We start from the raw sequence: 13722 nt of genomic DNA, 5'->3' as shown, positions 1-13722 counted from the left end.
TCATCGCCGTGCGGCATCGACGAACTTCGCGATCGATTCGGGCTGCCCCACCGGATGAGTGTGCAGATACGACGCGTGGACGCCACCGCGAACAAACCCTTCGCGGACACTGCCGCCGTCCCAGGGCCGCCACCCCCACGCACTTCCGCAACCGTCCGCGTCTGCCGAGACGAGAGACGTTCGGTGGAACTCGTGACCGGTGACGCGGGAGCCTGCGTCGAAGAGGCTGGAGTCGCTGATCGCGACTGCTTCGCGATACCCGAGGGTCAGGCGTTTCCCGAACGTCGCATCCACTCCGACCACACCGGCCATGCTGTGACCGTCCAAGCTGCGAGCGAGGTAGAGCAGGCCCGCACACTCTGCATGAATCGGTGCACCGCCGTCCGCCAGATCGCGAACCTGCTGCAGCAGAACGGTATTGGCCGCAAGGTCTACCGCGTGTTCTTCCGGGAAGCCACCGGGAAGGACCAGAGCGGCAGTTCCCGCAGGAAGCTCGTCCCGCAACGGGTCGAACACCTGCACGTCCGCGCCGGCGGCAGTCAACAGCTCCCGGTGCTCGGCATAGCCGAAGGTGAAGGCCGGGCCACCCGCCATGGCAACCACAGGCCGAGACTCTGCGTGTGCGCCGACCTCGGCAACCGGATCCCATGCAGCTGCACTCACGTTCGAGGCGGCCAGTGCGCGAACAGCACCCAGATCGACGTGCGAGGCAATCAAGTCGGACATCGCGTCCACTGCGGCCACAGCGGCGGCGCCGTGCTCGGCCGCCGGAATCAGGCCGAGGTGCCGGGAGGGAACTTCGAGTTCCGTCAACCGTGGCACAACTCCGAGCACTGCGACGCCGACCTTGTCGCACGCATGACGCAACACCTGCTCGTGACGAGCGCTCCCGACGCGATTGAGAATGACGCCGCCGATGCGCACACCTGCGTCGTAGGTCGCGAAGCCGTGGAGTACGGCGGCCAGACTCTGACTGTGCCCACGGGCGTCGATCACGAGGACTACCGGCGAACCGAGGATCGACGCGACCTGCGCCGTCGATCCCTCCGCCGACGGCTGCGAGTTTGCCTCGTCGATCTTCCCGTCGAACAGACCCATGACGCCTTCGACCACGGCGATGTCGCAACCAGCGGTTCCATGCCGGTAGAGCGGTCCGATGCGATCCGGGCCCACCAGAACAGTGTCGAGGTTGCGTCCGGGCCGCCCTGCCGCGAGTCCGTGATAACCCGGGTCGATGTAGTCCGGCCCCACCTTGAAGGGTGCAACGCTGCTACCGGACCGTCGCAGCGCGCCGATCAATCCCGTTGCCACCGTGGTCTTTCCGCTACCCGAGGCAGGAGCGGCGATCACCACGGCCGGAGTGGAAGGACTTACCATTCGATGCCCCGTTGGCCCTTTCGGCCGGCATCCATCGGGTGCTTGATCTTGGTCATCTCGGTCACGAGGTCGGCGGCGTCGATCAACGCCTGCGGGGCGTCGCGTCCCGTGATGACAACGTGCTGGTTGCCCGGACGATCGCGCAGTGTCTGCACGACCTCGTCGACGTCGACCCAGCCCCACTTGAGCGGATAGGTGAACTCGTCGAGGACATAGAATCGATGTTCCTCGCTCGCAAGCCTTCTCGCGATCTCCTGCCAACCCTCCGCAGCGGCAGCAGCATGATCTTCCTCGCTACCGGCCTTGCGTGTCCATGACCAACCTTCGCCCATCTTGTGCCACTGCACCGGCCCACCGACGCCGGTTTCGTCGTGCAGGTTTCCGAGCGCGCGGAACGCTGCTTCCTCTCCGACCTTCCACTTAGCACTCTTCACGAACTGGAACACGCCGATGTCGAACCCCTGATTCCAGGCACGCAGCGCCATGCCGAAAGCGGCGGTGGACTTACCCTTTCCCGGGCCGGTGTGCACGGCAAGTACCGGCGCGTTACGACGCTGACGCGTGGTCAGACCGTCGTCGGGAACTGTCTCGGGAACACCCTTGGGCATCGTGAACTCCTGAGCTGGGATCTAGGCTGCGGCGCGGACGACACCCGCGACCTGCTGCGCTGACAATTCGGCGAGGCGGACGTATCCGCCACGTAGTTCTCGCGCCAACTCGGCCGCCAGCCCCAGACGCACGAGCCCGGTCTCGCAGTCGACGACGATGGACGCAACGGACGCGTCGGCGAGAAGATGCGCGGCGACGCGGGCGCGGTGCAGCGCGTCCTTGCCGCCGGTTGCCCGGCCGTCGGTGAGTGTGACGACGAGGGCGCGACGCTGCGGGTCACGAAGTCGTTCACGCAGAACCACTTCGCGAGCACGCAGGAATCCCTCTGCGAGTGGGGATTTGCCGCCGGTACGCATCGACTGCAAGCGACGGACAGCGATGTCCACCGAAGATGTCGGCGGCAGTACGAGCTCCGCTTCACGACCACGGACGGTGATGACGGCGACCTTGTCGCGGCGCTGATAGGCGTCGCGGAGCAACGAGACAACCGCACCGGTGACCGCGGAGAGGCGGTCGCGTGCTGCCATCGACCCCGACGCGTCGACAACGAAGACGATCAGATTGCCTTCTCGCCCTTCACGTATCGCGCCGCGGAGATCAGCGGGTGCCAGCCGCAACCGTCCAGCAGTGCGACCACGGGCAACTTGAGACTCGGCTGCGGCAAAGACCGTGCTCGTCAGATGCAATCCGTGCCCACGCTCCCGCGTGGACCGCACAACTCGTCCACGGGACGACATGGACCGCGAGCGTCGTCCCGGTGCACCTTCACCGACTCCCGGAACTTCGAGGAGCTTGGCCTTGAATTCGCCGGCCGGTGGAGCCGAGGGGCGATCGGTGGCGCGTACTCCCCCACCAGGTCCGTCAGGGTCGTCCGGGCCGTCGTCGTCAGGCCCGTCGTCGTCCGGCCCTTCGTGTCCGGGACCGCCGTCATCGGAGCCGCCATCTTCCGGGCCACGGTCTTCGTGATTTTCGGGAGGTTCGGGCTCTCCGTCGCGCGCGTCGTCCTCTACCTGCGACTGAGCATCCTGATCAGCCTGCTCGAGCGCATCGTCCAACTGCTGCTGATCCAAGCCGGGCTCGTCGAACGGATCGCGGCGGCGGCGATGCGGCAGCGTCAGTTCCGCCGCTACTCGTACGTCCTCCGCAGTGACTTCACTGTCGCCGCGCCAGGCAGCGTGGGCCGTCGCGGTGCGCGCCAGCACCAAGTCCGCGCGCATACCGTCGACGTCGAACGACGCACACAGCGAGGCGATACGACGCAGTTCGCGGTTGCTCAGCTCGACCGAGTCCAATTTCTCACGCGCCGTGAGGATTTCGGACGCCAACTCCTCATCGGCGGATACGTACCGAGCGACAAATGCATCGGGGTCACGCTCGTAGTCGAGTCGGCGACGCACCACTTCCATGCGAATGTCGACGTCGCGGGAAGCGGCGACGTCGACAGCCAGACCGAAACGGTCCAGAAGTTGCGGACGCAGTTCTCCCTCTTCGGGATTCATCGTGCCGACGAGTACGAACTTGGCCGGATGCGAATGGGAGATGCCGTCACGCTCGATGTGAACCCGACCCATCGCCGCGGCGTCGAGAAGCACGTCGACCAGGTGGTCGTGAAGCAGATTCACCTCGTCGACGTACAGAACACCCTGGTGAGCGGCGGCGAGCAGTCCAGGTTGGAATGCGCGCTCACCGTCACGCAGAACCTTCTCCAAGTCGATCGAACCGATCACCCGGTCTTCGGTGGCGCCCACGGGCAGTTCGACCAAGCGGGCCGGTCGTGTCGTTCCGGCGTCGTCGACCGCGGGCAGCAGCGCAGTCAGCGCGCGCACGACCGTCGACTTGGCAGTTCCCTTCTCACCGCGGACCAAGACCCCGCCGATCCCTGGATGCACCGCACACAGGATCAGCGCCAATCGCAATTGATCCTGGCCGACCACAGCACTGAACGGGAAGCCCGCCACTGGTCGATCTTCTTCACTTCGCACGTCGATATCCCTCCACCTCTCGGTTTCCTCGCCGAGAATTTGGCTGCACTCGAATGTCGCGGCAACCTGGCTGAGATCTCCCGGACAATCGGTAGAGGAGAGATCTTTCACAGTGGCGGGACCGCGCCTGAATCGAACAGGACTTCCCCGCGAGCATTCGGTATCGAAAAAACCCTAGTCGGCTCACTTTCCCATGAGCCGACCAGGGTCAAATCTCGAACAAACTAGCTGACAGCCACGAAAGGCTCTCCCCCACCACGACGCATCGGGGTGTGCGGGATGCCGTCTTCGATGAACTCTTCGCCGTCAGCCTTGAATCCGTGCTTGGCGTACATCTCGACCAAGTAGGTCTGTGCATTGATCCGGCACGGCGCTTCGCCGACCTCGGCCAGTGCGGCCTGCAGGAGGCGGGTCGTGTGGCCCTGGCCGCGAGCCTGACGCGACGTGCAGAGGCGTCCGATTCGGAAGCTCTTGTTTCCGTCGTCGTGCTCTTCGAGCAGCCGGAGAGTGCACACCACCTGGCCGTCCTGCTCGAGCCAGAAGTGGCGTGTTTCCGTCAGCAGGTCCCGCCCGTCCAACTCGGGATACGGGCAAGCCTGCTCGACGACAAAGACCTCCACTCGAAGCTTCAACAACTCGTAGAACGTCTTGTTGTCGAGATCGAGTGCCCATGAACGCTTCAAAGCTGCTGTTGCCGTCATGGGTTGGACTATCACACAGTCGCGGCGGTATCCGCGACCGGAGCCGATTCGGAAGCACCGGCGGAATCGAGCTCGAGAACCTTCGAGGACCAATCCCAGACCTGGTTGAACAGGCCTTCGTTGTCGGTGAGCTTGACGCCGATGGACGGAACCATCTCGCGGAGCTTGCCCTTCCAACCCTGGAACTCGGTCGGGAAGCAGCGCTCGAGTACGTCCAGCATCGCCGGGACGGCCGTGGACGCACCGGGCGAAGCACCGAGCAGGCCGGCGATGGAACCGTCCTCAGCGGCGACCACAGCGGTACCGAATTCGAGGACACCACCCTTGCCCTTGGCACGGCGGATCACCTGGACGCGCTGGCCCGCGGTGATGAGTTCCCAGTCCTGGGCCTGCGCCTTGGGCGCGAACTCACGCAGATCCCAGATGCGACCGGCTTCGTTCTTGGCAAGCTCGCTGACCAGGTACTTGACCAGGCCGAGCTCGCTGACACCGACACCGAGCATCGAGAGGATGTTGTTCGGCTTGACCGAGCCGGGCAGGTCCGTGACGCGACCCTGCTTGAGGAACTTCGGCGACCAACCAGCGTAGGGACCGAACAGCAGACCCGGCTTGTTGCCGATGACACGGGTGTCCAGGTGAGGCACCGACATGGGCGGGGCGCCGACGGCAGCCTTGCCGTAGACCTTGGCGCTGTGCTGGTCGATGAGTTCGGGGTTGGTGCATCGCAGGAAGGCACCGCTGACCGGGAAGCCACCGAAGCCCTTGGCTTCCTTGATGCCCGACTTCTGCAGCAGGTGCAGGGCGCCGCCACCGGCACCGACGAACACGAAGCGCGAGCGAACGGTGCGCTTTTCACCGGTACGACGGTTGGTGACCTTGACGGTCCAGGACTTGTCCGAGTTCTGGGTCAGGTTGGTGACCTCGTGGCCGAAGTACATCTTGCCGCCGGTCTTGCCGATGTAGCCGATGAGCTGCTTGGTGAGCGCTCCGAAATCGACGTCGGTGCCGTCCTGGCTCCAGTTCAGGGCGATGGGATCGGAGAAGTCGCGTCCCTTGGCCATGAGCGGCAAACGCTTGCTGAACTCGGCCGAATCGTCGATGTACTCCATACCGCGGAAGAGCGTGTGGCCGGCAAGTGCGTCGTAACGAGCACGGAGGTACTTGGCGTTGGCCTCACCGTGAACGAAGCTCACGTGCGCGATGGGGTTGATGAATTCCTTGGGCTGTGTCAGGACGCCCTGCTCTACCGCGTGTGCCCAGAACTGGCGTGACACCTGGAACTGCTCGTTGACGTTGACGGCCTTCTTGATGTCGACCGTGCCGTCCGAGTTCTCAGGTGTGTAATTGAGCTCACACAGGGCTGAGTGACCGGTTCCCGCGTTGTTCCAGGGGTCGCTGCTCTCGGCTGCGACGGCATCGAGCCGCTCGAAGGTCGAGATCGACCAATCGGGCTGCAGCTGGCGCAGCAATGCACCCAGCGTGGCGCTCATGATGCCTGCGCCCACGAGCACTACATCCGTCTTCGTCTCTACCGCGTTCTGATTCGACACTGGAGAATCGACTTCCTTGTCATTAGCCGTGCGCGCATCCGCCTGCTGTGTTACGCCGAATAGGTTACCCGTGCGTACACGCGCGGTTCACCACCCCCAATTGTGCTCTACAACGCGCACTCGAAACGACGATTAGATTGTGATTTGTGACTACTTGGGTTCCAGACGTCCTCGGTGACGGATATCAGCAGCTGACGATCCCGCTCGGAACGGATCCGGACGGCGAAGGCGAGGTGGACGCAACACTGGTCCGCTACCAACCGCAGAAGGAGGCGGTGAAGACACACCGTGCCGTTTTGTACGTGCACGGCTTCACCGATTACTTCTTCCAGAAGCACCTCGCCGAGCACTTTGCCGAGCAGGGTTACGCCTTCTTCGCACTCGACCTGCGTAAGTGCGGCCGCTCCCTCAAACCGGGGCACACAGCTCATTACGTCTCCGACCTTGCGCTCTACGACGCCGAACTGAACGAAGCGCTGCGCATCGTCCGCAGCGAGACCGAGGGCAGCGAGGTGCTGCTCATGGCGCACTCCACCGGCGGTCTGATCGTTCCGCTCTGGCTGAACCGTTTGCAGCGCAAGCCCGGTGGCAGCGACGGCGCCGGAATCTGCGGGCTGGTACTCAACAGCCCCTGGTTCGACCTTCAGGGTCCCTCAGTGGTGCGCAACGTCGGTACTACGGCGATCGATGCGCTCGGACGGGTATCGGCGAAGACGGTGATCCCGGGAACTGGGCTACCGACTTACGGTTCCAGTCTTCATGTTTCGGCCAACGGCGTCTGGGATTACAACCTCGACTGGAAGCCACTGGCAGGCTGCCCCGTTACCTTCGGCTGGATGCGGGCCGTCCGAGCGGGTCACGCAAAACTTCACCGCGGCCTAGACATCGGAGTGCCCGCGCTGATTCTGCGCTCGAAGAAGTCGCAGTTCGCGAAGGCGTACAACCCGAGCGTCGACCTCGCCGATTCCGTGCTCGACGTCAAGCAGATCGCACGTTGGGCCGGTTGCCTCGGCGATCGCACCACCATCGTCCCGATCGACGGCGCCCGTCACGACGTGTTCCTTTCGACCGAGAAGCCCTTGGCCACAGCCTTTTCCGAACTCGACCTGTGGTTGGAGTGGCTCGACGGCCACCTCACGCCGGCCGCAGAAAGTTCGGCAAGCACAGCAAGCAACACACAGGAGATCGCGCAGTGACGCACTACGACCTTGCAATCATCGGCAGCGGATCCGGAAACTCGCTGCCAGACGAGCGGTTCGACGGCAAGAAGATCGCAATCCTCGAAGAGGGCACCTTCGGCGGAACGTGCCTCAATGTCGGGTGTATCCCGACCAAGATGTTCGTCTACGCCGCCGAGGTGGCACGCACCGTCACCACTGCCGAGAAGTACGGCGTCGACGCCACGCTCGACGGCGTTCGTTGGTCCGACATCGTCAAGCGCGTCTTCGGCCGCATCGATCCCATTTCTGCAGGTGGCGAGCGGTATCGCAGCGAAGACAGCCCCAACACCACCGTTTACCGCGGCCACGCAACGTTCACCGGCGAGAAGACGATCGACACCGGAACCGGCGAGACGATCACCGCCGATCAGGTGGTCATCGCTGCCGGTTCGCGTCCGATCATCCCGGAAGAGATCGCGTCGAGCGGTGTGAAGTACTACACCAACGAAGACATCATGCGACTGCCCGAACTTCCCGAGCACCTGGTGATCGTCGGCTCAGGATTCATTGCCACCGAGTTCGCACACGTGTTCTCCGCGTTGGGTTCTCGCGTGTCGATCATCGGTCGCAGCCAGCGACTGCTGCGGCACCTCGACGACGAGATCTCCGAGCGCTTCACCGAGTTGGCCGAACAGAAGTGGGACGTCCATCTGGGCTCCCCCCTCACGTCGGTACGCGGCGACGGCGACAACATCGCCGTCGAACTGGCAAACGGCACAGTCGTTTCCGGTGACGTTCTCCTCGTCGCGGTCGGTCGTCAGCCGAACGGTGACCTACTCGGTCTCGACAAGGCCGGCGTCGAACTCGACGACAAGGGCTCGATCGTGGTCGACGAGTACCAACGCACCACCGCAGAGGGCGTCTTCGCACTCGGTGACGTCTCCTCGCCGTACCAGCTCAAGCACGTCGCCAACCATGAAGCGCGCGTTGTTCAACACAACCTGCTCCAGGACGCGTGGAAGGACACGTCCGGGCTTCGCAGCACCGATCACCGCTTCGTACCGGCAGCCGTGTTCACCGACCCGCAGATCGCCGACGTCGGAATGACGGAGAAGCAGGCTCGCGACGCCGGACTCGACATCACGGTCAAGGTGCAGGCTTACGGCGACGTCGCGTACGGCTGGGCGATGGAGGATCAGGAGGGCATCTGCAAGGTGATCGCCGAGCGCGGCACCGGACGCATCCTCGGCGCCCACGTCATGGGTACGCAGGCTCCGACCGTCATCCAGCCGCTCATTCAGGCGATGAGCTTCGGTTTGTCAGCTCAGGACATGGCGCGCGGCCAGTACTGGATCCACCCGGCCCTGGCCGAAGTGGTCGAGAACGCGCTGCTCGGCCTCGACATCTGAGCCCCGCAGCCCTTATGACGCCGAAAAAGCGGGCACTCCTCGCAATGGGAGCGCCCGCCTTTTCGTAGGTCAGAGTTTCACCAGGGGCTGGTACGCAGCACGATCTCGGTTGCGAGTTCGGCCGGTGCCGACTTGACGACGTCGTCGACACCCGGAAGTTCCGTCACGCGGAAGTCGGAGTACACGAAACGACCGCTGGCGTCGGCGATGGCCCGACCTCCACTGCCCACGACTACGGTGGTCGGAACCTCGACCGGCGGTACGCCGGCAATATCGCTGGCCGACGGATGTCCACGGTCCACGGCGATCAAACTCGCGAAGCGGCCGAACTGACGTGCAGCCAACAGCCACGCGAGATCGGCGCCCTCCCGGTGACCGACCAGGTTCACCCAGGCGATGTTCAACTCGTCCAGAAGTACCACTGCCGAGGTCTCGTCGAGATTCTCGATCGATTCCACCGCGACGGTCCGCAGATCCGAATGGTGCAGTCGCTCACACACATCGTCGTACAAGTCGACGGGGTCGCCCTTGCCGGGGAGCAGGAGTACCGCATGCTTGCTGACCGGCCCGTCGATCCGAACGGTGCACGAACCACTGCCCACCGCTACTCGAGTCAATTCCATGTCTGGAAACGGTACGCGATCCACACAGTGGAGGACCCTGGAGTCGACAGAAGTATGACCACTCATACATTCACGCGCCGCTGCGGGCCCGATTTGTTCGCTCTTGGCCCCCTCCCTTCCGAGCGAAAGTGGCTTTCGGCGCATCTGAGGCGACGGGCGTACCGTTCGCTCGAAAGTGGGGGTGGGCCGAACTCCAGTGGGGCGCGGCTCTAGGTACCGGACGGCTTGGGGAGCCTCGTCATTCCGTAGACGTGATCAGCGCGCACCGTGAGGATCTGTCGACGCTCCGCAACCATCGCTTCGCGGTACTCCTCCCAATCGGTATGCTCCTGGCCGCTGATGTCCCGGTACAGCTCGACCAGGGCGTCAGACACTTCGTCGTGAGGATCGGCCGCGACGGGTGTCACCACGGCAAGTCCTTCCATCACGGCGTAGCTCCAGAAGTCGGGCGCGCTGACGTGAAGGGAAACCCGCGGATCGCGGATCGCATTTTTACTCTTGGCGCGATCGGCAGTGATGGACACGGAAGCCGTCTTCGACTCGTCATCCCAGCGGTAAATGATGTTGGACAACTGTGGGCGGCCGTCACGCTTGACGGTTGCCAACACACCTTGTTTTCCCTCGGCCACGAGTGCGAACAACGCTTCGTCGGTGTCTGTGTCATTGCTCATGTCTGCAGCAACGACGCCGTGCGGCCGGTTTGTTCCGGAGGCAGTCCAGTTCGAAGATCGCGGACCGCAATCGCGCGATGTCTCTTCCCCCGATGGACGACAGCGGACAAAGATGGTCGACATGGCAACTTCTCGCGACATCCTCCGGCTGACTGCGTTCAGTTCGGATCCGGCCGGCGGTAATCCGGCCGGCGTAATGCTCGACGCGCGTGGACTCGACGACTCCGAATTACAATCCGTTGCAGCCGAAGTCGGGTACGCCGAGACGGCGTTCCTCATCGAACCGGTACTCGGAGGCAACCCGCGCCACAGCCGGATCCGGTACTTCTCCCCTATCGCCGAAGTACCGTTCTGCGGTCATGCCACTATTGCGACGGCCATCGCGCTCACCGAGCGAGACGGTGACGGAACCTTCACATTCGAAACACCGATCGGACCGGTATCCATCGACACGGCGACCGACGAGGACGGAACGTCCACCGCGACCTTCACCAGCGTCGAACCATCGGTCTCGCCGATCGATCATGCTGTACTGACAGCACTGCTCGGGCTCATCGGCGTCGATTCGTCTGCGCTCGACGCGCGGTATCCCGCAATGCTCTCGTACGCCGGCAACACGCACCCGATCGTCGTACTTCGTGATCAGGCAGCCTTCGACGAGTTCACCTTCGATCCATCCGCAATGCGAACTCTGATGGACGCGCAGGGGTGGGCGGGCACGGTGACGATCCTGCATCCCCTCGACGACAACACCTTCGAAGCTCGAAATCTGTTTCCGGTGGGAAACATCGTCGAGGATCCCGCGACCGGGTCCGCAGCGGCGTCGACCGGCGGTTACCTGCGCAAACTCGAACCCGCGGCCACTCCGCGGCGGATCACCATCCACCAGGGCCGACACGTCGGGCGTCCCAGCGTGCTCGCGGTCGAGATCCCGGTCGACGGCGGTATCGCGGTCACCGGCACCGCCGTGCCGACAGACGACCCCCGGTAACCACCAGCGATGAGTTTCTCCCGGCCGGCGGGTCTATTCACCAGAGCGACGTCACAAGACCATCGCATCGAGCCGGGAGAACATCATGTCTGCAATCGCTTCAACCGCACACAACCTCCACCTCACCAAGCCGCGTGCCGTACTCGGGGCCACGGTCATGGCCCTCGTCGCCAACCTGATCCTGTGGTTGATCGGCCTGGCATCGGGCGGATCGTTCGAGATGACAGATCAGGGAAAGGTGGCGAGCGTAGCTCCCGGCGGGGTCATCACACTTACGGTAGTGCCGTTGCTGGTCGGTTTGTCGCTCGCAATGTTGATCTCACTGAAGTGGGAGCCGATCATCCGCATCGCTCAGGTCGTGGGTGCAGTGTTTGCGCTCGGCACCATCGCCCTGACGATCGCCGCGGACTTCGACGCCGCCAGCACGGTCACGCTCGCGCTGATGCACGTGGTTGTCGCCGCGAGCGTGGTCGTCGCGCTCGAGGCCGTACGTCGGTCTCCGTCGAACTAGACCGCGGTAGGCGGCGCGGAATACGTCTCGACGATCTCGGCTGCCACGTCACGCAACTTGGTGTTCGTGGTCTGAGACTGCTTGCGCAGCATGTGAAATGCGGTGTCGGCGTCGATCCGATGGATGGCCATCAGCATGCCTTTGGCCTGTTCTATCGGCGCCCGAGTCTCGAGCGCGCGTTGCAAGGCGTCAGCTACCGCCTTGGCGGACTTGAAACGGGAGAAGTCTCCGATCGCGCGTGAGACTGTTGTCGTGAGAATCTCCATGACTTCCGCGTCGACGCTGTCGAAGGCCGCTGGGGCACGTCCGTACAGGTTGAACGAACCGAGTCGCTGATCCGGCGTGAAGAGCGGCGCCGCGAGAAAGGACTTGATCCCTTCGTCCTTCGCGGCCGCCGCGAACCGCGGCCAGCGTTCTGCGCTGGTCTCGGCATCAACGACTACGGTTTCACCGGTTCGAGCCGCGTGCAGACATGGTCCGTCGCCGGCGTCGTATTGCTCGATGTCGACGCGCAGGGTCCGCGAATCGGTGTGAACGGCGGTGTAGGTCTGCCCGGCAAGATCGATGGTGACGCCGATGCTGTCGGCGCCGTCGATGGCGTCGTTCGCGATTTCGACGGCGCGTTGGAGTAGAACCACGAGTTCGTCCTCGTCGCCGATACTTCCCCCGAGCGCTGCCAGCAACTCTCTGACCGCACGTGCCGTCAGCCGAGTTTCCGCAGCCTCGACGGCGACGTCAGCACCAGTTGCCGTCGCATCGTCCGGCAGTACCGACGGCACCGAATCCTCGGTTCTCGGGTCGAAGCCTCTGGGGTCGAAAGCGGTATCCACGACGAAGCATTCTTCCAGTTTCACGGGCACCAAGGAGAGTGAGTTCGGTGACAGAACCCGGCAAACCGGCGAGTCGTCATCGCCATCGATCAAGCGCGACACCGAGATTCCGCCTCGCCCGAGTGTGCTGGCCACGAACCGCGTCCGGACTCAGCTCCAGGACAACAGCGATCTGTGGATACGTCATGCCCTCCACTTCTCGCAAGACCCAGGCAGCACGCTGACGCAGCGGCAGTCGATCGAGTTCGGATTCCAGGGCGTCGAGAAATGCTGTGCCGCAGACTTCTTCGCTCGGATCACGCAAACGGGGATCAGCTTCTTCCCGAAGTTCGTCCATATCGGCGGCGCAGGAGCCGACTTTTCGATAGAAATCCGAGATCTTGCGAGAACAGATCGCGAACAACCAGGTCTTGATGCTCGAGCGCCGCTGAAACCCCGGAAGTTGGCGCCACGCAGCGACGCAGGTTTCCTGGACGATGTCGTCGACGTCACTCTCGCTCACGAGCAGTCGACGGGCAAATCGATACAAGTGCGGGCCGTATCGGCGGACGATGACGTCGAAGGCCGCGTGATCGCCGAGCATTGCCGAGTCGACCAGCACCTCGTCACTGAAGTCGGTCAGCAAGCCGTCGAATTGATCTGTCACCGCGCACACTCCTACTAGGGAGCCGTCGCGGGAGTGAGGCCTGGCTATTCTACCGCGTCCACGTCGACACCCGCGGGAGCGCTCTCAGGCTTCGAGTGCGGAAGCAATGACGGGGAGCCCGATAGGCGCCCCACCGTTGATCAGTTTCTCGAGTAGATCCTGATCGAGGTGCTGCTCGACGAGATCAGCGAGAAGGTCGAGTTGTTGTTCTCGCACCGCGGCAACCGCGGTGTCGGGTGCAGCAACAAAACCGGGAACCGCGAGCTCACGCAGCAGGCTGCGCCGAAAGTCGTCACTTTCCAGGAGACCGTGCCAGTGTGTCCCTCGAACAGGCCCTCGCACACTGCCTTCCGGCATACCGCTCGAGTCCGCCAGCAATGGGCGGTCCCCGTTGCGCACGACGCGTCCGTGATGAATCTCGTACCCGGACACCGAGATACCGTCTGCCGTACCGGTCATCTGCGCCAGCACCTTGTCCGGAGCGAACTCGACATCGAGGTCCAGCAGACCCAGTCCCGCGGTGGTCCCTGATCCTGATTCGACGTCGTCGACGATGGAATTACCCAGCATCTGGTAACCGCCGCAGATTCCCAGGACTGCTTGCCCGCGACCTGCTCGCGCGACGATCTCGTCGGCCAGGCCGGTACTTCGCAACCACTCGA

General features: G+C 63.6%; 13 protein-coding genes and 1 pseudogene. 4 read left to right on the top strand and 10 right to left on the bottom strand.

Going from position 1 to position 13722, the window contains the following annotated elements; genetic code table 11:
* The 5 genes from QRN54_RS04620 to mqo all read right to left on the bottom strand — a co-directional run bounded on the left by QRN54_RS04620 (position 1) and on the right by mqo (position 6219).
* Positions 1-1377: a cobyrinic acid a,c-diamide synthase CobB gene (locus QRN54_RS04620; RefSeq protein ID WP_064444481.1), complete on the bottom strand. Its 1377-nt coding sequence runs from the start codon at positions 1375-1377 to the stop codon at positions 1-3.
* Positions 1371-1985, bottom strand: coding sequence for a cob(I)yrinic acid a,c-diamide adenosyltransferase (cobO, locus tag QRN54_RS04615; protein ID WP_003942784.1), 615 nt, complete (start codon positions 1983-1985; stop codon positions 1371-1373). The genes QRN54_RS04620 and cobO overlap by 7 nt, the downstream gene beginning before the upstream one ends.
* 21 nt (positions 1986-2006) lie before the next feature.
* On the bottom strand, positions 2007-3968 hold the full coding sequence (locus QRN54_RS04610; RefSeq protein ID WP_064112716.1) for a magnesium chelatase subunit D family protein: 1962 nt from the start codon (positions 3966-3968) through the stop codon (positions 2007-2009).
* A 224-nt stretch (positions 3969-4192) separates the two neighbouring features.
* Positions 4193-4669 (bottom strand): GNAT family N-acetyltransferase, encoded by a 477-nt coding sequence (locus QRN54_RS04605; protein ID WP_003942808.1) that lies wholly within the window; start codon positions 4667-4669, stop codon positions 4193-4195.
* An 11-nt stretch (positions 4670-4680) separates the two neighbouring features.
* Positions 4681-6219 carry a malate dehydrogenase (quinone) gene (mqo, locus tag QRN54_RS04600; protein WP_285181673.1) on the bottom strand — a complete coding sequence of 513 codons (1539 nt, stop codon included), beginning with the start codon at positions 6217-6219 and terminating at the stop codon, positions 4681-4683.
* 146 nt (positions 6220-6365) lie between these two features.
* On the opposite strand from mqo, the gene QRN54_RS04595 reads away from it, so the two are divergent.
* Together QRN54_RS04595 and mtr are read left to right on the top strand one after the other, a co-directional pair.
* Positions 6366-7415, top strand: a complete 1050-nt coding sequence (locus tag QRN54_RS04595; protein WP_003942674.1) for an alpha/beta hydrolase — start codon at positions 6366-6368, stop codon at positions 7413-7415.
* Entirely contained in the window at positions 7412-8788 is a 1377-nt protein-coding gene (gene mtr, locus QRN54_RS04590; protein WP_063316563.1) for a mycothione reductase, read from the top strand. The genes QRN54_RS04595 and mtr overlap by 4 nt, the downstream gene beginning before the upstream one ends.
* Positions 8789-8865: 77 nt before the next feature.
* On the opposite strand, the gene QRN54_RS04585 is transcribed toward mtr, so the two are convergent.
* Positions 8866-9411, bottom strand: a complete 546-nt coding sequence (locus QRN54_RS04585; RefSeq protein ID WP_003942671.1) for an alpha/beta fold hydrolase — start codon at positions 9409-9411, stop codon at positions 8866-8868.
* A 209-nt stretch (positions 9412-9620) separates the two neighbouring features.
* Positions 9621-10082 carry a PPOX class F420-dependent oxidoreductase gene (locus QRN54_RS04580; protein WP_285181670.1) on the bottom strand — a complete coding sequence of 154 codons (462 nt, stop codon included), beginning with the start codon at positions 10080-10082 and terminating at the stop codon, positions 9621-9623.
* Positions 10083-10203: 121 nt separating this feature from the next.
* Here QRN54_RS04580 and QRN54_RS04575 point away from each other — a divergent pair, with 121 nt between their 5' ends.
* Together QRN54_RS04575 and QRN54_RS04570 are read left to right on the top strand one after the other, a co-directional pair.
* Positions 10204-11073, top strand: coding sequence for a PhzF family phenazine biosynthesis protein (locus QRN54_RS04575; protein WP_238565257.1), 870 nt, complete (start codon positions 10204-10206; stop codon positions 11071-11073).
* An 85-nt stretch (positions 11074-11158) separates the two neighbouring features.
* Positions 11159-11584 (top strand): DUF6069 family protein, encoded by a 426-nt coding sequence (locus QRN54_RS04570; RefSeq protein WP_007734977.1) that lies wholly within the window; start codon positions 11159-11161, stop codon positions 11582-11584.
* On the opposite strand, the gene QRN54_RS04565 is transcribed toward QRN54_RS04570, so the two are convergent.
* The 3 genes and pseudogenes from QRN54_RS04565 to QRN54_RS04555 all read right to left on the bottom strand — a co-directional run.
* Complete coding sequence (locus tag QRN54_RS04565; RefSeq protein ID WP_030535633.1) at positions 11581-12414, bottom strand: GAF and ANTAR domain-containing protein; 834 nt, start codon at positions 12412-12414, stop codon at positions 11581-11583. The genes QRN54_RS04570 and QRN54_RS04565 overlap by 4 nt on opposite strands.
* Positions 12415-12490: 76 nt before the next feature.
* Positions 12491-13060: an RNA polymerase sigma factor gene (locus tag QRN54_RS04560; protein WP_050656474.1), complete on the bottom strand. Its 570-nt coding sequence runs from the start codon at positions 13058-13060 to the stop codon at positions 12491-12493.
* An 84-nt stretch (positions 13061-13144) separates the two neighbouring features.
* Positions 13145-13722: pseudogene (locus tag QRN54_RS04555) on the bottom strand (cobyric acid synthase); the annotation flags it as partial.

It is taken from the genome of Rhodococcus sp. MEB032 (assembly GCF_030208925.1).
GTDB classification, from domain to species: Bacteria; Actinomycetota; Actinomycetes; order Mycobacteriales; family Mycobacteriaceae; genus Rhodococcus_F; species Rhodococcus_F qingshengii.
This window is presented reverse-complemented; position numbering and strand designations above follow the sequence as displayed.

Bases quoted from the DNA above. Each gene is read 5' to 3' on its own strand.
- QRN54_RS04620 (WP_064444481.1), bottom strand. From the start codon at position 1,377: ATGGTAAGTCCTTCCACTCCGGCCGTGGTGATCGCCGCTCCTGCCTCG.
- cobO (WP_003942784.1), bottom strand. From the start codon at position 1,985: ATGCCCAAGGGTGTTCCCGAGACAGTTCCCGACGACGGTCTGACCACG.
- QRN54_RS04605 (WP_003942808.1), bottom strand. From the start codon at position 4,669: ATGACGGCAACAGCAGCTTTGAAGCGTTCATGGGCACTCGATCTCGAC.
- QRN54_RS04585 (WP_003942671.1), bottom strand. From the start codon at position 9,411: ATGGAATTGACTCGAGTAGCGGTGGGCAGTGGTTCGTGCACCGTTCGG.
- QRN54_RS04580 (WP_285181670.1), bottom strand. From the start codon at position 10,082: ATGAGCAATGACACAGACACCGACGAAGCGTTGTTCGCACTCGTGGCC.
- QRN54_RS04575 (WP_238565257.1), top strand. From the start codon at position 10,204: ATGGCAACTTCTCGCGACATCCTCCGGCTGACTGCGTTCAGTTCGGAT.
- QRN54_RS04570 (WP_007734977.1), top strand. From the start codon at position 11,159: ATGTCTGCAATCGCTTCAACCGCACACAACCTCCACCTCACCAAGCCG.